We start from the raw sequence: 26967 nt of genomic DNA on the forward strand, positions 1-26967 counted from the left end.
TCACATTCTAAAAGTTGGCGCGAACCCCTGTGGGAGCGGCCTTGTGTCGCGAAAGGGCTGCAGAGCAGCCCCAGCAATTTCAACTGTTGCGCATCAATCCTGGGGCCGCTTTGCGGCCCTTTCGCGACACAAGGCCGCTCCCACAGGTTCAGCGACAACCTCGGGAGCAACGCTGTACCTGTGGGGCACGTCGAGCGCAGAGTCTGCCACCGAACGCTCGCGATTCGCCACCCCGAACGGCACATGCACCATCGGCAAATCCCCCGCCGGCGATTGCAAATGGCTGCGCTGGTCATCAAAGAACACATGCGGCTTCAGTATCGACAGCACCCTGGGTTTTTCCATCCCGCCCAGAAAGAAGCACTCGTCCGGCGATACGCCCCAATCCTTCAACGTCGTCACCACCCGCTCGTGCGAAGGGGCATTGCGCGCCGTCACGATGGCAATCCGCAAGATGCGCTTGTACGCCGGGTCCTCGGCCAACTTGCGGTCTTCGAGCATGCGAATCAGCGAAAGCTTGCGGTACAGGTCCGCCAGCGGCCCCGGCGAATGCGGGATGCCCTTGCGCACGCGTTCATGCTCCTGAAACTCGTCCAGGTTGTCGTCGCGCTTGTACACGCGCTCGGCCTCGTCATCGGCAATCACCCCGTCAAAGTCGAAGGCTACCCGCAGTTCGGTGTCGATCTCGTCATCGTAGATGCGTGTCGGCAGCACCCGCCCGGCTGGGTAGTTGGCGTCGATGGCTTTCTGCACATCTTCCTCGTTGGCGCTGAGAAACAGCGAGGCATTGAACGCCGGGATGTACTCGTAGGGCGAGCGGCCCGACATGAACGCCGCGCGGGTGATGTCCAGCTGGTAGTGGCTGATCGAGCGAAACACCCGCAGGCCGGTTTCCGGCGAGTTGCGCGACAGCAGCACCACCTCCACCGGCAGCTGCTCGGGGAAGGCCTGGTTGATGCTCAGGAAGCGGCGAATGAACGGGAACGCCACGCCCTTGGGGAAGGGTTCGTCCAGGTTCTGCTGCTGGTGCTGGCGGTAAGCCTCGACGCCCTGGGTCTGGTAGATGTCGTCCGAGACGGTGAGGTCGAACAGCGCACTCGAAGCAACGCCGATGACCAGTTTCTGTTCGATGGGGTAGGGCATGAAGCAACTCCTGAGCGTGAGCTGAAGGCAAGTGTACCCGTGCGCTGTGACGAAAGCCCTCAGTACCAACAGGCGCTATCGGCATCAGATGAGGATGTAGTCGCTACGCACCATCAGCGGCTCATGCGCCCCTTCGACCAGGTGCACGAACTGCCCTGCCACCTGGTCGATCGCCAGGCAGTCGTCTACATCCAGCAAGGCATCGGTATGCGGCTTCAGCCAGCCCGCCTGCATGCGTTGCTTGCCCAGGGCCTTGGCCTCGGTCTTGCTGTGGGCGGTGACCAGCAGGTAGCGGTGGGCCTCGCCGAACACTGCGCGTTCATAACCACCGAGGTTGATGAAGTACAGGCGCAGGGCACCGGGGGCGGGGGCGTGCGGGCGCAGTTCGATGCGCTGGCCGTCGACGCCATGCACTTCCAGCCACGAATCGATGTGCAAACCTTTCGGGCTGCCGAACCAGGCCTGGCGCAACTGCGGGTAGGCCTGTTCGAAGGTGTCGGCCATGGCGAACACCACATCGTGAACTTCGATCTTGGCGCCGGGGTGGCGGCCTCCGAGCATGACGACGTAAAGCATGGGCGGTCCTTTGCATGGTGGATGTAAAAGTGCGGCATTGTACTGCCAGAAGCGGATGCCGCTTTCATGGAACTGCACAGGACTCATTGAATTAGCAGGGCCCCTGTGGGAGCGGCTTTAGCCGCGAACACCGGCGCAGCCGGTGCCAGGCACTGTGTTGGATTCTTCGCGGCTAAAGCCGCTCCCACAGGGTACGCGTACCGTTTGCGAATTCAGTTCTCTGCGCAACAGCTCCGGCCTGACAGTTGCTCCACCAGAAAATCCACGAACACCCGCACCCGCGCCGGCATCGCCGGGCCGCCGACGAACACCGCATGGATCGGCTCGCGATCACCCGGGTTGTACGCCTCCAGCAACGGCACCAGCTGCCCGTTGGCCAGGTCGTCGGCCACGGTAAAGGTACCGATGCGCGCCACGCCGGCGCCGAGCCTGGCCAACTGCGCCAAGGCCTCGCCGCTGCTGCATTCGATACTGCCCGTCACCTTCAATGAAAATGCCTGCCCGTCGCGGCGGAACGGCCAGTCGGGCGCGGCGCGGCGGAAGTTGAAGCGCAGGCAGTTGTGCCGGGCCAGGTCTTCCGGCACAAGCGGCGTACCGCAGCGCGCCAGGTACTCGGGCGAGGCGACGATCACCTGGCCGGTTTCGCCAATGGCGCGGGCGCTCAACGAACTGTCCGGCAGGTGGCCGAAGCGCAGCGCCACGTCGGCCTGGCCGCCAAGAATGTCGGCCACTTCGTCGCTGAGGGTAAGGTCGACCAGCACCTGCGGGTAGCGCGCGCTGAACGCCGCCAGCAACGGCACCACGGTCAAGCGGCCATGGCCCAGTGCTGCGCTGACCCGCAAGCGCCCGCGTGGCACGCCCTGGTCGGTGATGGCCTCTTCCACTTCGAGCATGTCGGCCAGCACCCGCCGTGCACCACGCAGGTACGCTTCGCCTTCGGGCGTGAGGGTGATCGCCCGGGTGGTGCGCAGCAGCAGGCGGGTGCCCAGGCGCTGTTCGGTGCGCGCGAGGATGCGGCTCACCGCCGAAGGCGTCAGGCCCAGCGCCCGAGCGGCTGCGGACAGGCTGCCCTCGTGGGCCACCTTGGCAAATATTTCCATCTCTCCGGATCTTCCACTGAAGTCCATTTGTGCCTCTTCAGCAAAGGTGGTTCGCAAAAATGCAGTCTAGTGCGGCTCGCCTTCGGATCGTAGCATTTGCAGCACAGATAAGGAGCTTGCCATGCGTATCAATCCACCTCTTGTCGCACTCGCCATCGGTGCCTTCGGCATCGGGGTCACCGAGTTTGCCCCCATGGGCATGTTGCCCAGCATCGCCACCGACCTTGGCGTCTCCATCCCCGCAGCCGGGCTGTTGGTCAGTGCCTATGCGATCGGTGTGCTTATCGGTGCACCGCTGATGACCCTGGCCACGGTGAAGATCCCGCGGCGTTACCTGCTGATCGGGTTGTTGGCCATCTTCACCCTCGGCAACCTGATGTCGGCCCTGGCCAGCGACTATGCCAGCCTGCTGGTCGCCCGTGTGGTCACCTCGCTGAACCACGGTGCGTTCTTCGGCATCGGCTCTATCGTCGCGGCCAGCGTGGTGCCGCCCGAGAAGCGCGCCGGGGCCGTGGCCGCCATGTTCATGGGGTTGACCCTGGCCACCATCGGCGGAGTGCCGCTGGCGACCTGGTTCGGTGAAATGCTGGGCTGGCGCACGGCATTCTGGGGCATCGCCGGGCTCGGGCTGGTGGCAATGACCACCCTCTGGTACGCGCTGCCCAATGTGCCGTCGCCCAAGGGTGGCGGGGCCATGGCCGAAATCCGCGTGCTGGGCCGCGGGCCGGTGCTGGCGGCACTGCTGCTGACCGTGGTGGGCTCCAGTGCGATGTTCACGGTATTCACCTACATCGCGCCGATCCTGCAGAGCGAGGCGGCAGCGTCCACCACCTTCGTCACGGCCATGCTGGTGTTGTTCGGTGTCGGCCTGACCTTGGGCAACGTGTGGGGTGGCAAGGCGGCGGACCGCTCGATCGACCGTACCCTGATGCTGTCGCTGGCCGTGCTGATTGCGGTGTTGCTGGTGTTCCCGCTGGTGATGGACTGGCCGCTGCCGACTGCGCTGGCGATCCTGGTATGGGGCGCTGCCAGCTTTGCCCTGGTGCCGCCGCTGCAGATGCGGGTGATGGAGGCGGCCAAGGATGCGCCCAACCTGGCGTCGGCGGTGAACATCGGGGCGTTCAACCTGGGTAACGCGATTGGTGCGGCGCTGGGTGGGGCGGTGATCAATGCCGGGCTGGGGTATTCGGCGGTTTCCCTGGCGGGGGCGGCGATGGCGGCGGTTGGGTTGGTGATGGTATTGATGTTTGCCTGGCGTGGGCGGGCGGTGGCATTGGGGGATCGGGCAGCGGTGTAAGGGCTTGAGATCCTGGGGGCGCTTTGCGCCCCTTTCGCGACGCAAGGCCGCTCCCACAGGGAAGGCGCTGGCAGTACTTGTGGGAGCGGCCTTGTGTCGCGATGGGCTGCAAAGCAGCCCCACGGTCTTGCCCCGGTCGTCAATCTGTTGCCATCACGGCGTACCGTTACGGCCATGCAGGTGATAGGCCGGGCGCTCGCTCAGCCGCTCGTAATAATCGCGCACGGCCGGCAGGTGCGGGTGCTCGAACGGCGTTTCGAACCAGCGGTTGACCGACAGGCCAATGGGGATGTCGGCCAAGGTGAACTGGCTGCCGGCCACATAGGCACCGGTGCTTGCCAGCTGGCGGTCGAGAATGTGCATGTAGCGCGCCCAGTCCGCGCAGCCGGCGGCCAGGGCCTGTGGGTCCTGGTGGGCGGGCGAGTGCCTGACCAGCGACATGAACGCGTAGCTCCAGGAACGGTTGAGGTCCGAGGCCTGCCAGTCGATCCACTGGTCGATCCTGGCCCGCGCCTGCGCCTCGCCCGGGTAGAACGCGGTGGCGCCATAGCGCGTGGCCAGGTAGCGGATGATGCTGTTGGACTCCCACAGGGTGAAGTCACCATCCTGGATCACCGGGATCATGGCGTTGGGGTTCAACGCAAGGAACTCGGCGCTGTCCGTGGGCTTGAAGCCCGCCCCCCAGTCTTCGCGCTCGAACGCGACCTCGAACTCGGCGCAGGCCCACAGGACTTTTCGTACATTGATGGAGGAGGCTCTGCCCAGTATCCGTAGCATGGTGTTCATCCTTGTGGGGGGAGATTGATCGTCCGTCACTGCCGGTTGCCGGTCAAGAGCCTGAGTGGTGGTGGAGCATCCCCTTTGTAGGTTCCTTGTAGTCCATTTCCGAAAGTAAGCCTTTCCACCCCCAAGGTTATTGTGGCGGGGCAGGCAGCGCCCTAGTCTCGGCACGCTCGTAACCCCGAGGAATGGACATGGACAAAGACACTCCGAAAGAAAGCAGCAACCTCAATGTAGTGCGTGCAGCGGGCCGTTTTGGCAACGGCGGCGCCGAACTGGTGCAGATGAACGCGCAGCTGCCAATGCGTACGGCGCTGATGGAGGCCTCGAGCATCATGGGCTGCATTACCGAACTCACCCGCAAGGCCATCGACCGGCCCGGTGACCGCAAGGCGATGATGCAGGCCACGTATTACCTGGCAGGCATGGCCAAGGCGCTGATCGACGGCCAGTTGCAGCAGTTGCGCCAGGCTCGGGGAGGCGAGCAGGAGCCTTAGTCAGGCTTGCCTGGGGACCATGAACTTGGCACCCTTGGCCAGTTTGAATCTCTGTATCACGACAGAAGGAAGTTCGCATTGAGCTGGGACAAGGTGGGGAAACTCCTCGTAGCCGTGCTGCTTGGCCTGATGGTCCTGTTGGCCGCCTATGGGTTGCTCAGGGGCAACCCGCGCCTGGAGGCATCGCTGACCTATGCCTACCTCACCTATCCCAGCCAGTTCAGCGAACGCATCACCAAAGCCAGCGAGCAGCTCAAGTACGAGCAGTTGCAGGGGCGTATCAATTCAATCAGCGAGAGCGGGCTGAGCCACGATCAGGTCGAGCGGCTGATCGAAATGGCCCAGGCGCCGTATGCCCAGCTGTTCGCCAAGCCCTTCGAGGCCGGGCTGGTCGACCACCGTACCGGTCTGCTCATCGAGCTGCGCAACAGCGGTGATGCGCAGGTGCGCCAGGTGAAAATCCGCCTGCCGGCGAAAGGCCTGGTACAGGTGCGCGATGCAGCTGGCAATGACACCATCCTGGAAACCTCCACCATGCAAGCGGACATCCCCGTCATCGAGCCGGGTGGCGCGTGCAAGGTATGGGTGTATTTCGATGCGGACTACTCACAGATCCGCCAGGGCGGGGTCAGCATCAGTCACGCCGATGGCAAGGCTGACATACAGGTTTACCGCGAGGTCATCGGTTTCCCGGCCTGGGTGGCCCGTTACAGCCGCGAGCTGATGGTGCTGCTGGGCGTATTGGCGGCCAGCGTGCTGGGTCTGGGGTATGCCTGGCTGTCGCGTCGCCGCGTGGTGTGAGCTTGCCGGGTGTGTCTTCAGGGCAAAGGACATTTGCCGCAAACTCAACAATCGCGCGTTGACAACCCTCTATAGTGCTCGGCATTACAAGACCCATGCCGAGCCTGCCCGATGATCCCCTCGCTGGACTCCATTTTTTCCCGCCTGCGCCTGCGCCAGTTACGCCTGCTCATCGAACTGGACCGTTGCGGCTCCCTGCACAAGGCGGCGGAGGCCATGGCGATTTCCCAGCCCGGGGCCACCAAGGCCTTGCGCGAGGTGGAAGAGGTGCTGGGTGTGCCGTTGTTCCAGCGCCTGCCCAGCGGCCTGGTGGCCAATGACGTAGGCCGTTGCGTGGTGCGATATGCGCGATTGATTCACAGTGACCTGGGGCATTTGCGCGAGGAGGTGCTGGGCATCGTCCAGGGCCAGGGTGGGCGGCTGGCAGTGGGTAGCATCATGGGTGCCATGCCGACCCTGGTCGGTGCCCTCGGGCGGTTGCGCCGCAAGCAGCCGCAACTGGCGGTGGAGATCGCCGAGAACACCAGTGCAAACCTGCTGGCCCAGCTTGATGAAGGGCGCCTGGACCTGGCCATCTGCCGGCCAGGGCTGGGCCGCAACGCGGCGGACTACGCCTTTGTCGAACTGGCCCAGGAGCCGCTGGCGGTGGTCGCGCACCCTCAGCACCCGCTGGCCGGTGCGGCGGCGCTGGAAGTTGGCGACCTGAGCCAGTATCGCTGGATCGTCTACCCGGCCAACATGCCCATGCGCCAGGCGCTGGAGCGTGAGTTGAGCGAGGCGGGGGTGGAGGTGCCACGCTACCCGCTGGAAACCTTCTCCACCTTCGCCACCTTCATGCTGCTGGAAGACGACCCGACGCTGGTGGCGGTGATCCCCAGCGCCGTGGCGGCGTTTGCCGAGCAGCGCGGGTTGCTGGTGTCGCTGGCAGTGCAGCTGCGGGCACTGAGCGAGCCGTTCGGGATCGTGCACCGGGTAGCAGCGCCGCTGTCGCCGGCGGCGCGGTTGCTGGTGGAGGAGCTTACGGCCGGTTGAGCCCTGTTGCGGCCCCCTATGGGAGCGGGTTTACCCGCGAAGAAGACGACGCGGTGGATGGCACCGGCTGCGCCGGTGTTCGCGGCCACGGCCGCTCCCACAGGTACAGCGTGAGCCCGAAGCCTGCGCCGTCACTGTGGGAGCGGGCATGCCCGCGAAGCAGGCGACGCGGTGGATGGCACCGGCTGCGCCGGTGTTCGCGGCCACGGCCGCTCCCACAGGTACAGCGTGAGTCCGAAAGCCTGCGCCGTCCCTGTGGGAGCGGGTTCACCCGCGAAGCAGGCGACGCGGTGGATGGCACCGGCTACGCCGGTGTTCGCGGCCACGGCCGCTCCCACAGGTACAGCGTGAGCCCGAAGCCTGCGCCGTACCTGTGGGAGCGGGCAAGCCCGCGAAGCAGGCGACTGGTGGATGGCACCGGCTCTGCCGGTGTTCGCGGCTGAAGCCATGCAGGGATCTCGCAATCTAGGTCTCAGAACTGCCGCTCGCGGTAATCGATCAAGCTGGAAAACACCGCAATCAACACCGCAGCCACCACAAAGAAGATCAGCGCAAAGAAGTAATCCCCGGTGAACTGCACGATCAGCCCGATCACGATCGGCACCAGCACTCCGGCCATGTTGCCGCAGAAGTTCATGGTGCCACCCAGCACGCCGGTGCGCGACGGCCCGCCGATGATCGCCGGCAGGCACCAGTACATCCCGCACCAACGGATGAAGAACATCGCCACGCACAGCAGGCTGATCACCGCGACGGTCTCGCCCACATAGGCTGCCGCCAGGATGCACAGCGCCGCCACCAGCGCCGAACCGCTGAACATGGTGCGCATCACCAGGTTCGGCGAGGCACCGCTGGCCCGCCAGCGGTCACCGATCCAGCCGCCGATCAGTTCGCCGACAAACCCGCACATGAAGATCAGGAAGGTCGCCCCGCCCATGGCCGAAATGTTCAGGCCATGGGCTTTGTGCAGGTAGCTCGGCATCCAGGTCAGCAGGCCGTAGAACACTGCCAGGATGCAGCTGTAGCCGGCGAACATGGCAAAGATCGAACGGTCCTTGAGCAGCTCGCGCAGCGGCAGCCTGGCCTTGGCTGCCGCGGCATGGGCGCTGGCGTTGCCTTCGGTGATGTGGCGCAGCTCGGCCTCGTTCACCCCCGGGTGCTCGCTGGGGTGGTTGCGGATGTACTTCCACGCCAGGATGCCGGCCAATACGGTGCCGACCCCGGCCACCACGAAGGCCAACCGCCACGAACCCAGCCAGGCAATCAGCCCGGAAATCAGGATCGCCCCCAGGGCGCTGCCCAGCGGCGCGCCGCCATCCACCAGCACCGCGCCACGGCCACGTTCGTTAGGCGTCAGCCAGGCGCCATTGAGCTTGGCCCCGGCGGGCATGATCGGCGACTCGGCCACGCCCAGGCCGATACGCGTCAGCAGCAGTACCAGCCAGTTGTGCGAGGCCGCGCCCAGTGCCTGGAACAGGCCCCAGGCCACAGTTGCCGCGCCAATGATGCCGCGGGTGTGGAAGCGGTCCAGCAGCATGCCGCCAGGGATCTGCATCAAGGCATAGGACCAGAAGAACGCACTGAGCATCAGCCCTTCCATGGCCGGCGTCAGGTTGAATTCGGGGGCGATCAGCGGCAGCGCCACCGACAGCGAGGCGCGGTCGATGTAGTTGATTGCGGTCAGCAGCAACAGGATCAGGAAGATGCGCCAGCGCACCGTGGTCATCGGGGCCGCAGCGGGCAGCGCCAGGTCGGCCGGGGAGGGGATGGTCTTCATCGCAGGAGCTCGTTGTTGTGATTATCGGGAGGCGTAGCAACTACGCAGGCCGATTGTTGGAGCGCTGCCGGCAGTGCAGGTAATGAAAAGAGCTGATCCGCCAATAACGCCTGCTTATTACCCAGGCAGGGGATAAGCAGTGGTTATTGGCGGATCAGCTCTTTTCATTATCGGCGGCCCTGGCCCGCGCTCTAGATTGCCCCGGCACGGCCCGCCAGCGTCACGACGGGCACAACAAGAACAACGCAGTTGCCTGAGGACCCCTCATGAGCCAATTCCAGTTCCATTTCCCCACCATTGCCAAATGTGGCGCGGGCCTGGCCGACCAGGCCGGTGCGCTGCTCAAGCCGTACGTGGACGGCACCCTGCTGGTAGTCACCGACCAGGGCCTGATCGACGCTGGCATCCTGGCCGGCTTCTTCGCCTCGCTGGAGCAGGCGGGCATCGACTACCAGCTGTTCTGCGCCGTTGAAGCCAACCCCAGCACCGACGTGCTCGACGCTGCCGTGGCGCTGCTGAAAGAGCGCAACTGCACCGCCGTGATCGGCGTGGGCGGCGGCAGCAGCATCGACACCGCCAAGGGCGTGGCGGCGATGGCCACCAACCCTGGCAACATCCTCGACTACGAGGGCTACGACAAACTGACCCAGCCGCCGCTGCCGATCTTCGCCATCCCGACCACCTCCGGTACCGGCAGCGAATGCACGGCGTCGACCGTGTTCACCAACAAGCGCACGCTGTTCAAGACGGTGATCGTCAGCCCGCGGCTGTTCCCGCGCCTGGCCATCCTCGACCCGGCACTGACCCTGAAGCTGCCTGCGGCCATCACCGCCGCCACCGGCATGGATGCCCTGACCCACGCCATCGAGTCGTATGTGTCGCGCCAGGCCAACCCGATCAGCCAGGCCATGGCCCTGCAGGCCATCCGCATGATTGCCGGCAGCCTGGAAAAAACCTACTTCGTCGGCACCGACATGGCGGCCCGCGAGCAGATGCTGCTGGGCTCGTTTCTGGCAGGGGTGGCGTTCTCGCAATCCAAGCTGGGCAACGTGCATGCCATTTCCCACACCTTCGGCGGGGTGTTCAACATCCCCCATGGCATCGCCAACGCCGCCCTGCTGCCTTACGTGATCAAGTTCAACCTGCCGGCCTGCCCGGAGCGCTTCCGCGACATCGCCATTGCCCTGGGCGCCGATGTGACCGGGCTCAGCGTGGAGCAGGCCGCGGCACGCACGGTGGATGCGGTGGTGGCCCTGAACCAGGCCATCGGCATTCCCGCGACCATCCGTGAACTGGGCGTGGACCTGGAGTTCCTGCCGCAGATGGTCAGCGACTCGATGCGCAGCGGCAACGTGCTGGTCAACCCACGCCTGACCACCGCGCGCGATGTCGAGCGCCTGATCACCGACGCCTACCACGGCAACCTCTGAACCTTTTACGGAACCACGACCATGTTCTATGAAATGCGTACCTACACCCTGCACATCGGCAAGATGAAGCAATACCTGGAGCACTTCGAAAAGGAAGGCTTGCCGGTGATCTCGCGCTACGCCAAGCTGGTGGGCTGGTGGTACACCGAGATTGGCGAACTGAACCAGGTGGTGCACATCTGGGCCTACGAGAGCCTTGACGACCGCATCGAGCGCCGCGCCGCCCTGTACCGCGATGCGGACTGGCTGGAGCGCTTCATCCCCGTGGCCTTCCCGATGCTGGTGCGGATGGAATCGAAGCTGTTGATGCCTGCCGCGTTTTCGCCGATCCAGTGACCCTGTAACTGCATTGCATCAAGGAGCAACCCAATGGATCTAGGCATTACCGGCCGCTGGGCCATCGTCTGCGCGGCCAGCCAGGGCCTGGGCAAAGGCTGCGCCGAGGCGCTGGGCAAAGAAGGCGTCAACCTGGTCATCAATGCCCGTACCCAGGCCACCCTGGAGCAGACCGCCGCCGAGTTGCGCGCGGCTTGCCCGGGCATCGAGGTGCGCACCGTGGCCGGTGATGTCGCCGACGCCGAGGTGCGCCAGGCGCTGCTGGCAGCCTGCCCGCAGGTGGATATCCTGGTCAACAATGCCGGTGGCCCGCCCCCGGGCGACTTCCGCGACTGGGGCCGCGAGGACTGGCTGAAGGCACTGGACGCCAACATGCTTACCCCCATCGAGCTGATCAAGGCGGTGGTCGATGGCATGGCCGAGCGCGGGTTCGGCCGGGTGGTGAACATCACCTCCGGTGCGGTGAAGGCGCCGATCGATATTCTTGGCTTGTCCAATGGTGCGCGCAGTGGCCTGACCGGCTTCATCGCCGGCCTGGCCCGTCAGCAGCGCCTGGCGGGCAGCAACGTGACGCTGAATAACCTGCTGCCTGGGGCGTTCGACACGGCGCGCCTGCGGAAGACCTTGAAGGCGGCAGGTGGCGATGTGGAAGCCACCGCCCAGTCGCGACGCAAGGCCATCCCGGCGGCGCGCTTTGGCAGTGCCGGCGAGTTCGGCGCTTACTGCGCGTTCCTGTGCAGTGCGCATGCCGGGTACATCACCGGGCAGAACCTGTTGATCGATGGTGGGGCGTTCCCCGGTACCTTCTGAGTCGCCTGACTGAACGCAGGCCCCCTGTGGGAGCGGGTTCACCCGCGAACACCGGCGAAGCCGGTGCCATGCACCGTGTCGCTTTCTTCGCGGGTGAACCCGCTCCCACAGGTACCGTGTCAGCCCTCAGGCGCGGCGATCAGTGAATCGCCACGGGGTTGATGTTCACCTGGGTCGAGCCCTTGTACAGGGGCTGGCCCAGCACGAACAGGAACTCGAACGCCTTGTCCTTCACCAGCGCGCGGGTGTCGATCAGCTCCAGGTTGTAGATGCCGCGCTTGGCCAGCATGAACTGGTTGACCGGGAATTCTTCACCGGTCGGGTTCGGGTACACCTCCGAAGCCCAGGTATCGCCACCAAAGGCGACAATGCCCTGGTCAGCCAGCCACTCGGCCGCCGGCAGGTCGATGCCCGGTTCGGTGGCGAGGAACTGCTGGTTGTCCTTGCCGATCAGTTCCAGCCAGCCGGTGTTGAACAGCACCACGTCACCCTTGCGCAGGGTAATGCCTTCTTTCTTGAGCACGGCCTTGATGTCGTCGACGGTGAACGAGGTGCCGCCCGGCACGATGGCCTTGCCGTAGTGAGCGGTCATGTCCAGCACCACGCCACGGGTGACCATTGGCGGTACTTTTTCCACGCCCAGCTTGGTCACGCCTTCGACCGTGACGAAATCGGCAGCCTTGTTGCCGTTGTAGTAGACGTTGTCGATACCGATGTGGCCGATGCCGTTGAGCTGGGTGCCGACGCCGGTCCAGCCGTTGACCAGTTCATCGTTGAAGCTGAACTTGTTGCGGCCCAGGGTCTGGCCGGCCTGTTCGCCAGGCTGGATGTTGTACAGGTGGAAGCTGCGGTGGCGGAAGGCCGGCAGGTCTTTGCTCACCGGTACGGCCAGCGGGTAGGTCTTGCCGGTCTTGACCAGGCCGACCGCCTGCTTGACCACTTCGGGGGTGAGCAGGTTGGCGGCGCCGATTTCATCCTGTTTGCCGTAGGGCGAGGTCTGCCAGTCGGCGGCCAGGGTGGCCTGGGCAGTGGTCGCCAGGGCGACGGCGAGCAGCAGGGGCTTGAAGCGTTTCATCGGGTACTCCTGATAGTGAGGCGTTGTCAGGAGCAGATTCTGCGCAGGGCCAGCTATGGGAAAAAGCGGCCCGGGGGACAATGACTTTTGCTTGCCGGTCAACAACCACCCTCGTGCAGCGCCAGGCTCTGGCGCAACTGCTCGAGCATGGCCTGGCGCAGTGCCTGTGGCGCCTGCACGCGGATCGAGCCGGCTTGGGACAGCAGCCAGCCCATCAGCGCACGGTTGTCGTCGACGGTGGCTACCAGGGTGGCGCCGCCGTCCGCTTGCAGCGTCAGTTGCATATCTGCCGACAGGGGCGCCGCTTCCAGGCGCCGGGCCAGCGCATCATCGACCCAGGCGTGCAATTCAACCTGGTCCGGGGGTATGAGCGCATCGGGCTGCAGCTGCTGCGCCTCACCCAGGTTCAGGCCCGGTTGCCAGTACCAGCCGTAGGGCATGCCTTTGCTGTTGCACTGCAGCGGGAACAGCGCCGCGAGTTCGACCAGGTCGCGTTCGACGGTGCGTTTGCTGGTGATATGGCCCACGGTTGTCAGGGCGGCCTGCAACTGGGTGGAACTCATCCCCGGGTGGCGGCCGGGCAGCAGCTTGAGCAGCTGCCATTGGCGGGCGATGGTGTGACGGGTAGGGTGGCTGGGCAAAGGGCTCGTCCTTGAAGGCAGGCACGAGGCCTGCCTGAGCAGTGGCGTTTAGCTATTGCCCAGCATACCTTGTCGTAGAATGGGATCCAAGTTCTCGCACACGGCGTTCAGTCGAGGCGCGTCACCCATTTGCCTGCGCCTTGGCCCTCTTTCAGCTGCCGCAGAGCTTGTGGCAGTGCCGAGAAGGCGAACTCGCGGCGCTGTGGCGCGATCAGGCTGCCATCGGCGACGGCCTGCAGCAGGCGTTCACCGGCCACGCGCAGGGCTTGACGATCTGCCAACCGGCCATGGGCATGAATGCTGTTGAGCGCCACTTCATGCAGCGAGATCGCCGTGCCGAAGGCGGGCGTTGGCGCGGTTTCCTGGCGGTCCTGGATGCACACCAGGTGGCCGTTGTAGCCGAGCAGGTGGGCAAGGCTACCGGCATGGGCGCCGCTGACGGTGTCGAACAGGGCATGCAGCGGGCGCTCGCCCAGGGCGGCCTGCAGTTGGTCCTGCCAGTCGGCGTCGTGGTAGTCGAACACCCCACTCACACCAAGGGCCTTGAGCGTGGCGTGATGGCGTTGGCCGGCACTGGCCCACACGCGCAGGCCTCGTTGCGCGGCCAGTTGCGCGAGGTAGAAGCCCACCGCGCCACCGGCGCCGATCACCAGCACGTCGCAGCTGGCACCTTCGGGCACCTTGGCCAGGGCCTGCCAGGCGGTCAGGGCGGGGCAGGGCACGGCGGCCGCGGCGGTGTCGCCGAGCGCACTGGGGATATGCATCACCAGGCTGGCATCCAGCAGGCAGTGCTCGGCAAAGCTGCCGTCACGCGCCAGCGATTGGTGGTAGGCAACGCGGCTGCCCAAAGGCATGTCGACGCCTGCGCCAACGGCGACTACCACACCGGCGCCATCCACGCCCGGGACCGTGCCTTGCTGCCAGGCAGGGTGGCCCCACTCGCAGATTTTCCAATCCACCGGGTTGAGGGCAATGGCGCGGTTGGCCACCAGCACCTCACCGGGGCCGGGTTGTGGCAGGGGTTTACGCAGCAGTTGCAGGCCGTCGAGGCCGGCGTTCGGGGTCCAGGCCCAGGCTTGATGATCGGTTGGCATGGTACGGGTCCTTTCGAGACGGGTGTGGGCGGCAGGCTAGCGGGGATCGGGCGGGGGAAACAGCTGCAGTGAGGGCAAGGTGTTTTGATTTCAGGGCAAAAGTCTGGGGCCGCTTTGCGGCTCATCGCGACACAAGGCCACTCCTGCAGGAGAACGCGTTTCCTTGTAGGAGCGGCCTTGTGTCGCGATGGGCTGCAAAGCAGCCCCCAGGTTGAACTCAGATAGCCAGGCTGTCGACTACACCACCATCGACCCGCAGCGCTGCACCGGTGGTGGCGGACGAGTATGGGGAGGCGAGGTACACCGCCAGGTGGGCGACTTCGTCGACATCGGCGGCGCGTTGGATGATCGAGCTCGGCCGAGCAGTACGCACGAAGTTGTCGGCTTCTTCACGAATGCTGCGCCCGGACGCCTGGGCTGCATCAGCCACCAGCGCGGCCACGCCGTCGGTCAGGGTCGGGCCGGGCAGCACTGCGTTCACGGTTACCCCGGTGCCGGCCAGGCGCTTGGCCAGGCCATGCGATACCGCCAGGTTGGCAGCCTTGGTGACGCCGTAGTTGATCATGTCGGCAGGGATGGCGATGCCCGATTCCGAAGAGATGAACAGGATCCGCCCCCAACCTTTCTCGACCATGCCCGGGGCATAGTGGCGGGCCAGGCGCACGCCGCTCAGCACGTTGGTGTCGTAGAAGCGCGTCCACTCGCTGTCGGCCACGTCGAAGAAGTCGACGTCGTCGTAGATGCCCAGGTTGTTGACCAGGATATCGGCCCGTGGGTGGGCGGCGAACAGGGTTTCGGCACCGGCGGCGGTGCCCAGGTCGGCAACCACGCCGTGGATCTGCCCATGGCCGCCTTGCTCGCGCAGTTCGGCCAGGGCGGCATCCAGCGACTTCTGGCTGCGGCCGGCAATGACTACGTCAGCGTTGGCGCGGGCCAGGCCGCGGGCGATAGCCAGACCAATACCGCCGGTCGAGCCGCTGATGATGGCGGTGCGTCCGCCGAGGTCGATGTTCATGGAATGGCTCCTGTGGGTGAGTTGCATCGATAGGAGCCATCCTAGTGAAGCGCAGTAAGACTGTAAAAGACGTAATTAGACTGAGTTCAGACCTGCCTGGACTTATCAATCCCTTGCTCGGCCAATGCCAGCACCCGCTCGCGGAAAATGCCCACGATCGGCCGCAAGTCGACCTGGTGCCAGACCGCCCACAACTGCTCGCTGGGCTGGAACCAGTCCAGCTGGCGCAGCACCACGGTAGGCCCGGCGCTGGCCGACAGGCTGCTTTGCACCATGGCCAGGCCCAGGCCGGCGGACACCAGGCCGAGCGCGCTCAGCGGGTCGTTGGCCTCCAGCGACAGGCGCGGGGTGAAGCCGGCATCGCCACAGCGGGCGATGAAATCGTCACGCTTGTGGCCCTGGTCGGGCTGCCCACCGGTGATGATCCAGTCCTGTTCGTGCAGGTCGGCGGGGGTCAGTTCGGCCTTGCTGGCCAGCGGGTGCGCGGCCGGGATGGCCAGCAGCAATGGGTCGTCCAGTACCGGCTGGCCGCGCAGGTCGGGGTCATTCTTTGGCGGCGGCTCGCAAACCAGGGCAATGTCCAGGCTGCGCTGACGCAGGCCTTCGAACTGTTCGTTGGGGGTCATGTTGTACAGCGCAATATGAATGTTCGGGCGCTCGCCACGAATGGCCCGCACCGCGCCCGGCAACACGCCGGCGTGGATGGCGTGGTTGACGTAACCGATGCACAGCCCGCCTTCCTCGCCACGGCCCAGGCGCTTGCCCAGCGATTCCAGGCGCTCGGCATGCTTGAGCAGGCCGCGCGCTTCGGCCAGGAAGGTGCGCCCGTCCCTGGTCAGGTACAGGCGCTGGTTGCGCCGTTCGAACAGCGCCAGGCCAAGGTTGTCCTCCAGCTGGGCGATCTGCCGGCTGAGGGGGGATTGGGAAATATGCAGCTGCTCGGCGGCCCGGCCGACGTTCTCGCATTCGGCGACGGCTACGAAGTAGCGCAACTGACGTAGATCTTGCATGAGACCTCCTGGGACTTAACTATTAATAATTATGACTTGGGCGGTCTCGATCTTGCCAGCGTGCCATGCGTTCACTTCGTCGGGTTGATGAACGCGGTCAATTGTGGGAGCGGCCTTGTGTCGCGAAAGGGCTGCAAAGCAGCCCCAGCAATATACGTCTTTGCGCTGAACCCCTGGGGCTGCCTTGCAGCCCTTTCGCGACACAAGGCCGCTCCCACAACTGACCGCGCAGGCTGGAACATTAAAGTTGACCCGCTCGCAATAGCTTCAGGATGACCTTTGCCTTCAAATCAAAACTCATTGTCCCGTCCCCACCTTTTTCCCATCCCCACGTCCCTCGAGAATTCACCCATCCCAACCTTCCACAGGTGATTCTCAAATGCCTCTCGCCTTGTTAGCCCTGACCCTGGCGGCCTTCGCCATCGGCACCACGGAGTTCGTGATCGTCGGCCTCATCCCGACCATCGCCAATGACCTGGCGGTCACCCTGCCTTCGGCCGGCCTGCTGGTCAGCCTTTACGCCCTCAGCGTCGCCATCGGCGCGCCTCTGCTCACTGCCATGACAGGCCGCGTCCCGCGCAAGCTGCTGCTGGTCGGCCTGATGGCGCTGTTCACCGCCGGTAACCTGGTGGCCTGGCAGGCGCCCAGCTACGAATCGCTGATCATGGCGCGCATCCTCACCGGCCTGGCCCACGGGGTGTTCTTCTCGGTCGGCTCGATCATCGCCACCAGCCTGGTGCCGAAAGAAAAGGCCGCCAGCGCCATCGCCACCATGTTCAGTGGCATGACCGTGGCCTTCGTCACCGGTATCCCGCTGGGTACCTTCATCGGCCAGCACTTCGGCTGGCGCGTGACCTTCCTGGTGGTGGCTGCCTTCGGCCTGGTGGCGCTGCTCGGCGCACTGCTGTTCGTGCCCAAGCGCATCCAGCACAGCCAGCCGGCACCGCTGCTGCGCCAACTGCGGGTGATGCTGCAACCGCGCCTGCTGCTGGTGTATGCCATGACTGCCGTGGGTTACGGCGGCTCGCTGATCGCCTTCACCTTCCTTGCCCCGATCCTGCAGGACATCGCCGGCTTCGGCGCCAACAGCGTCGCCCTGGTGCTGCTCGCCTACGGCGTTTCGGTTGCCCTGGGCAACATCTGGGGCGGCCGCCTGGCCGACCGCAAAGGCCCGGTCAAGGCACTGTCGATCATCTTCCTGCTGCTGGCCGTGGTGCTGCTGGCGCTGACCTTCACCGCGCCGCATCCGGTGCTGGTGGTAATCACCGTACTGGCCTGGGGCGCGGTGGCCTTCGGCAATGTGCCGGGCCTGCAGGTGTACGTGGTGCAGCAGGCGGAAAAGGTCGCCCCCGACGCAGTCGACGTGGCTGCCGGTTTCAACATCGCCGCCTTCAACCTGGGTGTGGCCGGTGGCTCCTGGGGCGGTGCCCAGGTGGTGCAACAGCTCGGCCTCGGCCACACCCCATGGATTGCCGCGCTGGTCACCCTCGGTGCCTTGGCCCTGACCCTGTACAGCGGCCGCCTCGACCGCCGCGTACCTGCCCAGCCACAACCTGTCGTCAGCCGCGCCTGACCCCTGATTCGCCTTACGGAGATGCTCATGATGACTCAAGATCCGCTGTTCCAACCCCTGCAATTCGGCGCCCTTAACCTGCCCAACCGCGTGCTGATGCCGCCGATGACCCGCTCCCGCGCTGCACAGCCTGGCGATGTACCGACCGCGCTGATGGCCGAGTACTACGCACAACGCGCCAGTGCCGGGCTGATCGTCAGTGAAGGCACCTGGATCTCGCCACTGGGCAAGGGTTACGCCCGCACCCCGGGTATCCACACCCAGGCGCAGATCGACGGCTGGCGCCTGGTCACCGAGGCGGTACATGCCGCAGGCGGGCGCATCTTCGCCCAGCTCTGGCACGTCGGCCGCCTCAGCCACAGCAGCCTGCTCGGCGGCCAGGCACCGGTGTCGTCCTCGGCGATGCAGGCCGAAGGCGTGAACGTGTTCATCGACAATGCCGACGGCACCCCAGGCTTTGTCCAGGCCTCCAAACCACGCGCGTTGAGCGAAGCGGAAATTGCCGAGATCATCGAGCAGTACCGCCAGGCTGCGCGCAACGCCATGGCAGCCGGTTTTGACGGTGTCGAGTTGCACGCGGCCAACGGTTACCTGGTCAACCAGTTCCTCGATTCCGGCGCCAACGACCGCACCGACCGCTACGGCGGCTCGTTGGAAAACCGCCTGCGTTTCCTCGACCAGGTCACCCGTGCGCTGGTCGAAGGCACCGGCGACGCCCAGCGCGTAGGTGTACGCCTGGCGCCGCTGACCACGCTCAATGGCTGCGTCGATGCCGACCCGGTCACCACCTATACCGCAGCGGCCAAGCGCCTGGGCGAAATCGGCATCGGCTACCTGCACATTGCCGAAGCCGACTGGGATGACGCGCCGGACATGCCGGTGGACTTCAAGCAACAGCTGCGGGCGGTGTTCCCCGGGGTGATGGTGTATGCCGGCAAATACACCGGCGAACGTGCACGGCGCGCGCTGGAGGAGGGCTGGGCTGACCTGATCGGCTTCGGCCGGCCATTCGTGGCCAACCCGGACCTGCCGGCGCGGCTGAAGCTAAATGCGCCCTTGGCCGAGCACGAACGGGCCACGCTGTTTGGCGGTGATGCCCATGGCCTGACCGACTACCCGGCACTGGCAACAGCCTGACTTCAGGTTCTACTTCTGTAAGAGCGGGCTCACGCTGTACCTGTGGGAGCGGCTTTAGCCGCGAACACCGGCAACGCCGGTGCCATTTACCGTGTCGCCTGCTTCGCGGGTGAACCCGCTCCCACAGTGACCGTGCAATTTCGAGGTAGGGTGTAAAAAAGCCGGCTGCACTGAAGTTCCTGCAAGACCGCCATTCTCTGTTCTATTCCATCAGCATCACAGCGTTGGCGTATTTTTCCTGGTCCGGTGTGAACGTTGTCAGCATGCCGGTGTGATTACAGGTCAGGGTGAGCTCTGTTCGCGTATCGATGAACAGATCCTCGCCGCGAAGGCCCTGCCATTGCGCCAGGTACTTGAACGAACCGTACTTCATCGGTTTCTTCAAAGCGCGATCATGGCCACCTTTCCAACCTAGCACCGGGAGTGCGCCATCGGCGCAGTGCCGGGCAAGTTCTGGTTGGGCCAGAGCCCGCTCACGGCCAATCTCCCAGCAGCGGATCAAGCCCTCGTCGGGCCCCTTCCATGCTTCTTCCCAGGTGATCAAGGGGCGGATGGGGTGATGAATGGGGCGTCGAATGACCCCGGTAGCTCGATCCATGACTGAGATTGTCCGTAATGTTCAGTTGGCCTGGATGCTACTAATTGGCCACTATCGTGTCCAGTGCTCGCCGACCCCAGCTCTGCGTTCAGTCAAGGCTCTGCTGCAACGCCTCGATAAACACCTCTTCTGCCCGGCTGAAGCGTTGCTCCCTGTTCCACAACAGGTGGATATCCACATCGGCAATCCCTTCCTGCGGCGGCAGCTTCCACAGCAACCCGGCGTCTACATCCGGCGCTACCACATGCTCGGGCAGGCAGCCTATGCCAAACCCGGCAATCACCAGCCGGCGTACTTCTTCAAGGCTTGGTGACGATGCCACGATCCGCCCGGCAAACCCTTGCTGGTCGCGGAAAATGGTCAGTGGCGACAGCATGCCGCCAATCTGGTCACTGGTGAAACTGACGAAGTTCTCCCGCTGCAGGTCGCCTTCGTCCTGGCCAAACAGGGCATGGTGCTTGCCACAGAAGAACGCATAGCGCTGGCGCAGGAACAACCGTTGCTCCAGCCGTGGCTGCGCCCGCCGGTTCAGGCTGAGGCCCGCCGTGGCGGTTTTTTCCTGCAGGGCGGCGACGATGTCGGAGCTGCGCATCACGTCGATCTCCAGCTCCACCCGCGGGTGCTGGCGGTGGAAGTCGGCGAGGAAGTCGTCGAAGTGTTCGTTGACGATACGGCTGATCATCAGCAGGCGTACCTTGCCCACCAGTTCGTCCGCCGGCTGCTCCAGCAAGCCGCCGATCTGCGACATCTGCCCATAGACCTCGCCAGCCAGCTGGAACAGCTGCTCGCCCATTTCCGTCAGCACGAAGCGCGGCCCGCGGCGGGCGATGAGCTGGCGGCCAAGCTGTTCTTCAAGGCGCTTGAGCGCCTGGCTCACTGCCGGCTGGGTGAGGTGCAGGCGGGCGGCCGCACGGCTGATGGACAGCTCCTGGCCGATGACCCGGAAGGTGCGCAGCAGGTTCCAGTCGAGGCGGTCGTTGAGCAGACGGTCGGGCATGGCAGGGCTCGATAATAAGCAAGGCTAATATTTCGAATAATAAATAGAAAATTGACTAATCATAGCCCCGGGCCGATAAATCGCAGGTATCGAGGCCTGTCGAATCGGTGTTGGCTTCTTCGCGGGTAAACCCGCTCCCACAGGTACTGCAGCGCTTGCAGACCTTGTGCAAGCCCTGTGGGAGCGGGTTTACCCGCGAAGAAGCTGACACCAGACCAATAGGCCAAGCGCCACAAGAGCGCCCCCGTGCCCCCAACAACTCCTGCCAGAACAACAAGCAAAGGAGCCCCCATGAAGCCCACCGCTTCCCCCCAGCCACGCCGTGCTGCCGCCGCCGCGTTCATTGGTACCATGATCGAGTGGTACGACTTCTACATCTACGCCACCGCCGCCGCCCTGGTGTTCGGCGCGCTGTTCTTCCCCTCCGACAACAGCCTGTTCAGCACCATGGCCGCGTTCGGTACCTTCGCCGTCGGCTTCTTCGCCCGGCCGCTGGGTGGCATCGTCTTTGGCCACGTGGGCGACCGTATCGGCCGCAAGAAGTCGCTGGTCATCACCTTGCTGATGATGGGCATCGTCACCGTGGGCATCGGCCTGCTGCCGACCTACGCACAAATCGGCGCCAGCGCGCCGGTACTGCTGATCCTGCTGCGCATCGTCCAGGGCATTGCCGTGGGCGGCGAGTGGGGCGGGGCGGTGCTGATGGCCGGTGAGCATGCACCCAAGGGCCGGCGCAACTTCTTCGCCTCGTTCGCCCAGTTGGGCAGCCCGGCGGGCCTGATCCTGTCGCTGCTGGCCTTCGGCGCGGTCACCCGCCTGCCGGAAGAAGACCTGATGAACTGGGGCTGGCGCGTGCCGTTCCTGGCCAGCGCGCTGTTGCTGCTGGTGGGCCTGGCGATTCGCCTGGGGGTGAATGAGTCGCCCGAGTTCATCGCCAGCCGCGAGCAGGCGGAAAAGGCCCGGCGCAAGGAGCAGGCCCCGGTGTTCGAAGTGCTGCGCACGGCCTGGCGCCCGCTGTTGCTGTGCATCGGGGCCAATACCTTGGGTATCGCCGGGGTCTACTTCACCAACACCTTCATGATCAGCTACACCACCACGCAATTGCACCTGGAGCGCTCCTTGATCCTGGAGTGCCTGTTCTTCGTGGCGATCATCCAGTTCTGCGTACAGCCGTTGGCTGCCTGGCTATCGGAAAAGATCGGCGCCACCCGCTTCCTGGCCCTGGTCGCGCTGCTGGCGATGGCCTCGCCTTACCCGATGTTCGTGCTGGTCAGCTCGGGCCAGGGCCCGTTGATCGTACTCGGCATCGCCCTGGCCGCCGCGTGCATGGCGTCGTTCTACGCGGTGATCGCCGGCTATGTCAGCGGCATGTTCGACACCCGCGTGCGCTACACCGCCATTTCCCTGGCCTACCAGATCTGCGGCGCCATCGCGGGCGGCCTGACCCCGCTGATCGGTACCTGGCTGGCCCACACCTTCACCGGCCAATGGTGGCCGATGGCGGTGTTCTACACCCTGATCGCCACCATCTCGCTGGTCTGCGTGCTCGCCCTGGCGCGCCAGTACGCCCGCAGCCAGCGCCTGGAACTGGCCTGATCGAACCGCTTTTTTCTGGAGTACCCGCACATGTTGAAAAGCAATGGCGAACGCCTGTGGGCGAGCCTGATGGCCATGGCCGAAATCGGCGCTACCGCCCGTGGCGGCAGCTGCCGCCTGGCCCTGAGCGACGAGGACAAGGCTGGCCGTGAACTGTTCAGCCACTGGTGCCGCGAAGCCGGCCTGACGCTGACTGTGGATGCCATCGGCAACCTGTTCGCCCGCCGCGCTGGCAGCGACCCCGATGCAGCGCCGGTGATGATGGGCAGCCACCTCGACACCCAACCTGAGGGCGGCCGTTTCGATGGCGTCTACGGTGTGCTGGCAGGCCTTGAAGTGGTGCGCCGGCTCAATGACCTGAACATCCAGACGCGCAAGCCGCTGGAGATCGCCGTATGGACCAACGAGGAGGGCGCCCGCTTCACCCCGGCCATGTTCGGTTCGGCGGTGTTCACCGGTACCCTGGCGCTGGACGAAGCGCTGGCCATTCGCGATGCCGATGGCATCAGCGTCGCCGACGAACTGCAGCGCACCGGTTACGCCGGCCAGCGCCCGCTGGGTGGCCGAGTCGATGCCTATTTCGAGGCCCACATCGAGCAAGGCCCGATCCTTGAAGACAACGCCAAGGCCATCGGCGTGGTCAGCGGCGGGCAGGCTATCCGATGGCTCGACGTCACGGTCGAAGGCTTGGCCGCGCACGCCGGTACCACGCCGATGCCACTGCGCAAGGATGCCCTGTATGGCACCGCGCGGATGATCCAGGCAGTCGAGCAACTGGCTGCCGCTTTTGCCCCTGAAGGCCTGACCACGGTGGGTGAACTGTCCATCGCCAAGTCCTCGCGCAACACCATTCCGGGGCTGCTGCAGTTCACCGTCGACCTGCGTCATCACCGGGATGAAGCCATCGAGGCGATGGAACGCGAGCTGACGTTGAAGCTGCAAGCCATCGCCAATCAGCGCGGGTTGCAGGTGCGTATCGAGCGCCACTGGATCAGCCCGGCCACGCCATTCGATGCCGATTGCGTAGCCGCCGTGCAGCAGGCGGTGGATGGCCTCGGCTATGCCCAGCAGTCGATCGTCAGCGGCGCCGGCCACGACGCCATCCTGCTGGCCCGCTACTGCCCGACCGCCATGGTGTTCATCCCCTGTGTCGGCGGCTTGAGCCACAACGAAGCCGAAGACGTATTGCCCGACGACGCCCGCCAGGGTGCCGATGTACTGCTCAATGCCGTGCTGGCCCGCGCGGGCATTGTCGAACAAGGAGAAGCCTGATGCGTTGCTACTTCCACCCCGAACAACTGCTGCACCACCCACGCAGCTACTACTCGCGCGGCGCCATGCGCACCCCGCAGGAAGTCCCCGAACGCGCCCAGCGCCTGCTGCAGGCGGCCAAGGATCTGGGTTTCGACATCCGTCAGCCTGAGGACGCCGGCCTCGAACCGCTCAAGGCAGTGCATGGCGAGGCCTACCTGGCCTTCCTCGAAGAGGCCCATGCGCGCTGGAAGGAAGTGCCCGAGGACTGGGGCGACGAGGTCATGTCCAACATCTTCGTGCGTGAACCCAACGCCCTGCGCGGCATCCTCGCCCAGGCCGGGCGCTACCTGGCTGACGGCAGCTGCCCTGTAGGCGAACACACCTGGCGCTCGGCCTATTGGTCTGCGCAAAGCGCAGTGGCCGGTGCCAAGGCCATTCTCGACGGCGAGCCGGCGGCCTATGCCCTGTGCCGGCCGCCAGGCCACCATGCGCGCTTCGATGCAGCCGGTGGTTTCTGCTACATCAACAACGCCGCTGTCGCTGCCCAGGCCTTGCGCAGCCGCTACAGCCGCGTGGCCATCCTCGATACCGACATGCACCACGGGCAGGGGATTCAGGAAATCTTCTACGACCGCCGGGACGTGCTGTATGTGTCGGTGCATGGCGACCCCACCAACTTCTACCCGGGTGTGGCCGGGTTCGCGGACGAGCGTGGCAGCGGTGCGGGGGAGGGGTACAACCTCAACTTGCCGATGGCGCATGGGGCTAGCGAAGCGGACTTCATGGGCCAGCTGGAGATCGCGCTGGCTGCGGTGAAGGACTTTGGCGCCGAGGTGCTGGTGTTGTCGCTGGGGTTCGATATCTACGAACTCGACCCGCAGAGCAAGGTGGCGGTGACGACTGAAGGGTTTGCGGTATTGGGCGAGCGGATTCGGGCGATGCGCTTGCCGTGCCTGATCGTGCAGGAAGGGGGGTATCACCTGGAGAGCCTGGAGGCGAATGTGCTGGGGTTCTTTGCTGATAAAGCAGATTGGTGATAAGTGCTATATGCCGGCAGCTGTGTTGTCGCTGCCGGCGTCTGTGATGATACTCGGTCTCGGTGAACGAGGATGTACGTGCTGGGCTCTGGAATCAGTTCTGCTTATAGCTCATATCTTTTTTGGGTCAAGAATTCAGGCTCTCGCCAGTTTGGACCTTTGATATAGCCATTTCCACCACGCTGTATCAAACCTTCGTCACTCATTTTCTTAATCAGGTTAATGAGTTGTAGGCAGTCGCCAATGTTCACCCATCCATTTCGATTGTATAGATTGTCGAGTCGTGGATGAGAAATGCCATTTTGCCTGACAAGCCACAGAATTATATCGGTGGGGCTTTCGTTGGTGATTATTTCGCTAATAGTGTTCATTTGTTCTCTCGTGCGATCTGCTGGTCATCTGCTTCAATTGCTTCTGGTGTGTAAAGCAGTTCGAGCTCCGAGGTGAGTTGGTAGTCTTCCAGTGTTGCAGCGTGTGTATTGTTCCATGCTTCACCATCATCGTTCGGCCTGATTTTATCTGGTATTTCAAGGGTGCGAAAGCGCTCCAGCTCCCTTATCTCATGTGTGTAAAAGCGCTTGTCGGTGTCCGTTTCTTGCAACTTGCCCTGTAGGATTTTTTCCAGCCTGTTGATCATGATGTCATTTGCATCGGACGGGCCGAAGCGGCTTGTGTGTAATTTGACTAATCCGATGCCTGTCGCTGTGATTTTGACCTCGCGCCAATCCAGTCGCTCGATAGGTCCACCTGCTTTGTCTGGATTATAAGCTCGCCCGCTATAAGTGCCTATGGTTGTTGCGTCGGGATAGGGAGAATTGAAAACTACGTACAGTGGTGGCAGACCAGATTCTGGCGGGAAGCAGTAAATACAGTCTTTATAATTCGGTGGTTCATAGGCAGGGAGCGGTGTCGCTTCTATCCATGCGGGTCTGAGATTGACCCCCTCATAGGGGTCCGACAGTATCGGGTCACTGGGGGTTGTAGTTGACGACCCGTTCTCGGTATGAATGGGGAAGCTGAGCCTGATTGGAAAATCACTCGATGGAATCGATGTGTAGCTATTGCCTTCTTTATCCATTACTAAGGGGCGTACAGGCACCTTTTTTTCAGCACTTGTGGAGTTTGCGCGGTTCGTAAGTGTATACGTGTCCAGATTGGCATTTATTCGTAGCGGTGATTCGATTGTCCCGTGCTTAAGCGCAATGTCATGAATATTCGTAGGCAAATCAGGAATGAGTAGTTCAGCAGGCATGCTCAGGGCTGAGTCATGGTACAAATCAGCGTTTCCTAATTCTGATGAATAAAAAAATAAACCTATGCCCAGCCTGAAGATCGGGGTTGCAGTAATGCCCAGTGTCTTAACTTTCTCTATTCCTCTAAGGATATGGCTCTGAAGGCTGCCGAATCTGATTGGGTTGGTTGATATTGTGGTTAATGTTGAGCTTAGCACTATTCCGGAGTTGGGTTTTAAGGTGATGGAATTGCCTTGACTGTCTTTGTTGTGGTTGTTTCTTAATATTATTATGGTTTTCTGCTGGAGGTTTTCGTATTCCTTTTTTATTTTTTCAAGGCAGCGATTTAGTACTATTTCAATTTGCGCGGCAGTAATGCTGCTCATTAAAAAGTACAAATCTTCCTCGATCATATAGAAATCTTGGTCGTGCCAGCGGTTAAAGTGAACGACGTTTTCGAAATGCAGTGCTGCTTCGTCAATGCCTATTGTATATATGTGTTCTGCTAAGTATAGGTTGATATTGCGGATGGCTTGTTTGTGGGTTTTGTTATAAAGGAGCAGGAGGAATTTCTTTTGGGCGTAAAGTTGGCTTGCCTGGTCTGGGTAGGATTGTCTTATGTCTGAATAATGTTTATTCAAATAGTTCTCAAATCCAGGAGTGCTCACTGGGCAGGTAGCCTCGATTTCCTGTATCACATTTTTCGCAATGGTCGTTGCGTTGTCGCTGAGCGCATCATATGAAAGCGATGCTATGTTCGGCGGTGTTATAGGTAGTGTGAACGGGCTGTCCCAAGAAAGGATGTCCTCAAAGTCATATGTAAAAGGCGCGGCTGAGTATATTTCTTGCAGTTCCTGGCTTGTTAGTGTTCTGCGTGAGGTCACGTCTATTTCCCTTGAAGAAGCCTTGAGGTACTAAACCTTGAGGCTTTCGCAAGAAGGGCGGCAGGTGGAATAGATGCACTGCTATTGAGTAGCGAGCGCGACACCAACAGAAATCGTAGATGCCGATGGCTGGTGGGTGTAAGAAGATGGGTTAAGCTGTTGGATCAAGGGAGTTAGACATCTAGTTTTTGTTATAGGCACTCGTTGGCTGAAGTATCCCTGAGGTTTATGGAATAGGTGACGCA

General features: G+C 63.4%; 26 protein-coding genes. 12 read left to right on the forward strand and 14 right to left on the reverse strand.

The window, feature by feature from the left end; all coding sequences use genetic code 11:
• Positions 1 to 93: 93 nt before the first annotated feature.
• The 3 genes from CAG00_RS01245 to CAG00_RS01255 all read right to left on the reverse strand — a co-directional run bounded on the left by CAG00_RS01245 (position 94) and on the right by CAG00_RS01255 (position 2846).
• Positions 94 to 1143 carry a 5'-nucleotidase gene (locus CAG00_RS01245; protein WP_085592344.1) on the reverse strand — a complete coding sequence of 350 codons (1050 nt, stop codon included), beginning with the start codon at positions 1141 to 1143 and terminating at the stop codon, positions 94 to 96.
• Between the two features lie 84 nt (positions 1144 to 1227).
• Positions 1228 to 1719, reverse strand: coding sequence for a DUF1543 domain-containing protein (locus CAG00_RS01250; RefSeq protein WP_085663244.1), 492 nt, complete (start codon positions 1717 to 1719; stop codon positions 1228 to 1230).
• 212 nt (positions 1720 to 1931) lie between these two features.
• The gene (locus tag CAG00_RS01255) at positions 1932 to 2846 is read right to left on the reverse strand and encodes a LysR substrate-binding domain-containing protein (protein WP_085663245.1); all 915 of its coding nucleotides are present in this window, start codon (positions 2844 to 2846) and stop codon (positions 1932 to 1934) included.
• 94 nt (positions 2847 to 2940) lie between these two features.
• Here CAG00_RS01255 and CAG00_RS01260 point away from each other — a divergent pair, with 94 nt between their 5' ends.
• Complete coding sequence (locus CAG00_RS01260) at positions 2941 to 4116, forward strand: MFS transporter (RefSeq protein WP_085663246.1); 1176 nt, start codon at positions 2941 to 2943, stop codon at positions 4114 to 4116.
• Positions 4117 to 4269: 153 nt separating this feature from the next.
• Here the strand turns inward: CAG00_RS01260 and CAG00_RS01265 are convergent, their stop codons facing one another.
• Complete coding sequence (locus tag CAG00_RS01265) at positions 4270 to 4893, reverse strand: glutathione S-transferase family protein (RefSeq protein ID WP_015269931.1); 624 nt, start codon at positions 4891 to 4893, stop codon at positions 4270 to 4272.
• A 197-nt stretch (positions 4894 to 5090) separates the two neighbouring features.
• Between CAG00_RS01265 and CAG00_RS01270 the strand changes: the two genes are divergently transcribed.
• The 3 genes from CAG00_RS01270 (at position 5091) to CAG00_RS01280 (ending at position 7226) form a co-directional block, all read left to right on the forward strand.
• Positions 5091 to 5393: a DUF3077 domain-containing protein gene (locus CAG00_RS01270; protein ID WP_025338583.1), complete on the forward strand. Its 303-nt coding sequence runs from the start codon at positions 5091 to 5093 to the stop codon at positions 5391 to 5393.
• 78 nt (positions 5394 to 5471) lie between these two features.
• Entirely contained in the window at positions 5472 to 6194 is a 723-nt protein-coding gene (locus CAG00_RS01275; protein ID WP_085663247.1) for a hypothetical protein, read from the forward strand.
• 111 nt (positions 6195 to 6305) lie between these two features.
• Positions 6306 to 7226, forward strand: coding sequence for a LysR family transcriptional regulator (locus CAG00_RS01280; protein ID WP_085663248.1), 921 nt, complete (start codon positions 6306 to 6308; stop codon positions 7224 to 7226).
• Positions 7227 to 7698: 472 nt separating this feature from the next.
• Here CAG00_RS01280 and CAG00_RS01290 read toward each other — a convergent pair whose 3' ends face one another.
• Entirely contained in the window at positions 7699 to 9003 is a 1305-nt protein-coding gene (locus tag CAG00_RS01290) for an MFS transporter (protein ID WP_075044788.1), read from the reverse strand.
• 266 nt (positions 9004 to 9269) lie between these two features.
• Here CAG00_RS01290 and CAG00_RS01295 point away from each other — a divergent pair, with 266 nt between their 5' ends.
• From CAG00_RS01295 to CAG00_RS01305, 3 genes are read left to right on the forward strand one after another with little or no spacing between them, the layout of a single operon-like run.
• Positions 9270 to 10433, forward strand: coding sequence for an iron-containing alcohol dehydrogenase (locus CAG00_RS01295; protein WP_085663250.1), 1164 nt, complete (start codon positions 9270 to 9272; stop codon positions 10431 to 10433).
• A gap of 21 nt (positions 10434 to 10454) precedes the next feature.
• The gene (locus tag CAG00_RS01300; protein WP_013972037.1) at positions 10455 to 10769 is read left to right on the forward strand and encodes an NIPSNAP family protein; all 315 of its coding nucleotides are present in this window, start codon (positions 10455 to 10457) and stop codon (positions 10767 to 10769) included.
• Positions 10770 to 10802: 33 nt separating this feature from the next.
• Entirely contained in the window at positions 10803 to 11579 is a 777-nt protein-coding gene (locus CAG00_RS01305; RefSeq protein WP_085663251.1) for an SDR family oxidoreductase, read from the forward strand.
• A gap of 139 nt (positions 11580 to 11718) precedes the next feature.
• Here CAG00_RS01305 and CAG00_RS01310 read toward each other — a convergent pair whose 3' ends face one another.
• The 5 genes from CAG00_RS01310 to CAG00_RS01330 all read right to left on the reverse strand — a co-directional run bounded on the left by CAG00_RS01310 (position 11719) and on the right by CAG00_RS01330 (position 16414).
• Positions 11719 to 12654: a cyclase family protein gene (locus tag CAG00_RS01310; protein WP_025338590.1), complete on the reverse strand. Its 936-nt coding sequence runs from the start codon at positions 12652 to 12654 to the stop codon at positions 11719 to 11721.
• Between the two features lie 98 nt (positions 12655 to 12752).
• On the reverse strand, positions 12753 to 13295 hold the full coding sequence (locus CAG00_RS01315) for a WYL domain-containing protein (protein ID WP_085619236.1): 543 nt from the start codon (positions 13293 to 13295) through the stop codon (positions 12753 to 12755).
• Positions 13296 to 13402: 107 nt separating this feature from the next.
• Positions 13403 to 14389: a zinc-binding dehydrogenase gene (locus tag CAG00_RS01320; protein ID WP_085663252.1), complete on the reverse strand. Its 987-nt coding sequence runs from the start codon at positions 14387 to 14389 to the stop codon at positions 13403 to 13405.
• Between the two features lie 217 nt (positions 14390 to 14606).
• Positions 14607 to 15404: an SDR family NAD(P)-dependent oxidoreductase gene (locus CAG00_RS01325; RefSeq protein WP_085663253.1), complete on the reverse strand. Its 798-nt coding sequence runs from the start codon at positions 15402 to 15404 to the stop codon at positions 14607 to 14609.
• A gap of 86 nt (positions 15405 to 15490) precedes the next feature.
• Positions 15491 to 16414 (reverse strand): LysR family transcriptional regulator, encoded by a 924-nt coding sequence (locus tag CAG00_RS01330; protein WP_085663254.1) that lies wholly within the window; start codon positions 16412 to 16414, stop codon positions 15491 to 15493.
• A 379-nt stretch (positions 16415 to 16793) separates the two neighbouring features.
• Between CAG00_RS01330 and CAG00_RS01340 the strand changes: the two genes are divergently transcribed.
• Both CAG00_RS01340 and CAG00_RS01345 read left to right on the forward strand, forming a co-directional pair.
• Positions 16794 to 17987, forward strand: coding sequence for an MFS transporter (locus CAG00_RS01340; RefSeq protein WP_025338595.1), 1194 nt, complete (start codon positions 16794 to 16796; stop codon positions 17985 to 17987).
• A 30-nt stretch (positions 17988 to 18017) separates the two neighbouring features.
• Positions 18018 to 19124: an alkene reductase gene (locus CAG00_RS01345; RefSeq protein ID WP_085663447.1), complete on the forward strand. Its 1107-nt coding sequence runs from the start codon at positions 18018 to 18020 to the stop codon at positions 19122 to 19124.
• A 202-nt stretch (positions 19125 to 19326) separates the two neighbouring features.
• On the opposite strand, the gene CAG00_RS01350 is transcribed toward CAG00_RS01345, so the two are convergent.
• Positions 19327 to 19722, reverse strand: coding sequence for a hypothetical protein (locus CAG00_RS01350; protein WP_023662326.1), 396 nt, complete (start codon positions 19720 to 19722; stop codon positions 19327 to 19329).
• Positions 19723 to 19810: 88 nt separating this feature from the next.
• A complete protein-coding gene (locus tag CAG00_RS01355; RefSeq protein ID WP_085663256.1) occupies positions 19811 to 20719 on the reverse strand; it encodes a LysR family transcriptional regulator in 909 nt (302 codons plus the stop codon).
• A gap of 291 nt (positions 20720 to 21010) precedes the next feature.
• Between CAG00_RS01355 and CAG00_RS01360 the strand changes: the two genes are divergently transcribed.
• Genes CAG00_RS01360 through CAG00_RS01370 form a run of 3 tightly spaced genes read left to right on the forward strand, consistent with a single transcriptional unit; the run spans position 21011 to position 24606 of the window.
• On the forward strand, positions 21011 to 22315 hold the full coding sequence (locus CAG00_RS01360) for an MFS transporter (protein ID WP_039613369.1): 1305 nt from the start codon (positions 21011 to 21013) through the stop codon (positions 22313 to 22315).
• A gap of 30 nt (positions 22316 to 22345) precedes the next feature.
• On the forward strand, positions 22346 to 23587 hold the full coding sequence (locus CAG00_RS01365) for a Zn-dependent hydrolase (protein ID WP_085663257.1): 1242 nt from the start codon (positions 22346 to 22348) through the stop codon (positions 23585 to 23587).
• Positions 23587 to 24606: a histone deacetylase family protein gene (locus tag CAG00_RS01370; protein WP_085663258.1), complete on the forward strand. Its 1020-nt coding sequence runs from the start codon at positions 23587 to 23589 to the stop codon at positions 24604 to 24606. The genes CAG00_RS01365 and CAG00_RS01370 overlap by 1 nt, the downstream gene beginning before the upstream one ends.
• Positions 24607 to 24710: 104 nt before the next feature.
• Here the strand turns inward: CAG00_RS01370 and CAG00_RS01375 are convergent, their stop codons facing one another.
• Both CAG00_RS01375 and CAG00_RS01380 read right to left on the reverse strand, forming a co-directional pair.
• Positions 24711 to 24977: a hypothetical protein gene (locus CAG00_RS01375; protein WP_085619215.1), complete on the reverse strand. Its 267-nt coding sequence runs from the start codon at positions 24975 to 24977 to the stop codon at positions 24711 to 24713.
• Entirely contained in the window at positions 24974 to 26722 is a 1749-nt protein-coding gene (locus CAG00_RS01380; RefSeq protein ID WP_139832698.1) for an S-type pyocin domain-containing protein, read from the reverse strand. The genes CAG00_RS01375 and CAG00_RS01380 overlap by 4 nt, the downstream gene beginning before the upstream one ends.
• Positions 26723 to 26967: the final 245 nt, after the last annotated feature.

It is taken from the genome of Pseudomonas sp. B5(2017) (genome assembly GCF_002112825.1).
GTDB lineage: Bacteria > Pseudomonadota > Gammaproteobacteria > Pseudomonadales > Pseudomonadaceae > Aquipseudomonas > Aquipseudomonas putida_Z.

Excerpts from the sequence above, each read along its gene's own strand:
- CAG00_RS01365 (WP_085663257.1), top strand. The coding sequence starts at position 22,346 with ATGTTGAAAAGCAATGGCGAACGCCTGTGGGCGAGCCTGATGGCCATG.
- CAG00_RS01290 (WP_075044788.1), bottom strand. The coding sequence starts at position 9,003 with ATGAAGACCATCCCCTCCCCGGCCGACCTGGCGCTGCCCGCTGCGGCC.
- CAG00_RS01305 (WP_085663251.1), top strand. The coding sequence starts at position 10,803 with ATGGATCTAGGCATTACCGGCCGCTGGGCCATCGTCTGCGCGGCCAGC.
- CAG00_RS01245 (WP_085592344.1), bottom strand. The coding sequence starts at position 1,143 with ATGCCCTACCCCATCGAACAGAAACTGGTCATCGGCGTTGCTTCGAGT.
- CAG00_RS01260 (WP_085663246.1), top strand. The coding sequence starts at position 2,941 with ATGCGTATCAATCCACCTCTTGTCGCACTCGCCATCGGTGCCTTCGGC.
- CAG00_RS01360 (WP_039613369.1), top strand. The coding sequence starts at position 21,011 with ATGAAGCCCACCGCTTCCCCCCAGCCACGCCGTGCTGCCGCCGCCGCG.
- CAG00_RS01295 (WP_085663250.1), top strand. The coding sequence starts at position 9,270 with ATGAGCCAATTCCAGTTCCATTTCCCCACCATTGCCAAATGTGGCGCG.
- CAG00_RS01375 (WP_085619215.1), bottom strand. The coding sequence starts at position 24,977 with ATGAACACTATTAGCGAAATAATCACCAACGAAAGCCCCACCGATATA.
- CAG00_RS01350 (WP_023662326.1), bottom strand. The coding sequence starts at position 19,722 with ATGGATCGAGCTACCGGGGTCATTCGACGCCCCATTCATCACCCCATC.
- CAG00_RS01255 (WP_085663245.1), bottom strand. The coding sequence starts at position 2,846 with ATGGACTTCAGTGGAAGATCCGGAGAGATGGAAATATTTGCCAAGGTG.
- CAG00_RS01340 (WP_025338595.1), top strand. The coding sequence starts at position 16,794 with ATGCCTCTCGCCTTGTTAGCCCTGACCCTGGCGGCCTTCGCCATCGGC.
- CAG00_RS01270 (WP_025338583.1), top strand. The coding sequence starts at position 5,091 with ATGGACAAAGACACTCCGAAAGAAAGCAGCAACCTCAATGTAGTGCGT.
- CAG00_RS01280 (WP_085663248.1), top strand. The coding sequence starts at position 6,306 with ATGATCCCCTCGCTGGACTCCATTTTTTCCCGCCTGCGCCTGCGCCAG.
- CAG00_RS01250 (WP_085663244.1), bottom strand. The coding sequence starts at position 1,719 with ATGCTTTACGTCGTCATGCTCGGAGGCCGCCACCCCGGCGCCAAGATC.
- CAG00_RS01355 (WP_085663256.1), bottom strand. The coding sequence starts at position 20,719 with ATGCCCGACCGTCTGCTCAACGACCGCCTCGACTGGAACCTGCTGCGC.
- CAG00_RS01345 (WP_085663447.1), top strand. The coding sequence starts at position 18,018 with ATGACTCAAGATCCGCTGTTCCAACCCCTGCAATTCGGCGCCCTTAAC.
- CAG00_RS01300 (WP_013972037.1), top strand. The coding sequence starts at position 10,455 with ATGTTCTATGAAATGCGTACCTACACCCTGCACATCGGCAAGATGAAG.
- CAG00_RS01265 (WP_015269931.1), bottom strand. The coding sequence starts at position 4,893 with ATGCTACGGATACTGGGCAGAGCCTCCTCCATCAATGTACGAAAAGTC.
- CAG00_RS01370 (WP_085663258.1), top strand. The coding sequence starts at position 23,587 with ATGCGTTGCTACTTCCACCCCGAACAACTGCTGCACCACCCACGCAGC.
- CAG00_RS01330 (WP_085663254.1), bottom strand. The coding sequence starts at position 16,414 with ATGCAAGATCTACGTCAGTTGCGCTACTTCGTAGCCGTCGCCGAATGC.
- CAG00_RS01320 (WP_085663252.1), bottom strand. The coding sequence starts at position 14,389 with ATGCCAACCGATCATCAAGCCTGGGCCTGGACCCCGAACGCCGGCCTC.
- CAG00_RS01310 (WP_025338590.1), bottom strand. The coding sequence starts at position 12,654 with ATGAAACGCTTCAAGCCCCTGCTGCTCGCCGTCGCCCTGGCGACCACT.
- CAG00_RS01325 (WP_085663253.1), bottom strand. The coding sequence starts at position 15,404 with ATGAACATCGACCTCGGCGGACGCACCGCCATCATCAGCGGCTCGACC.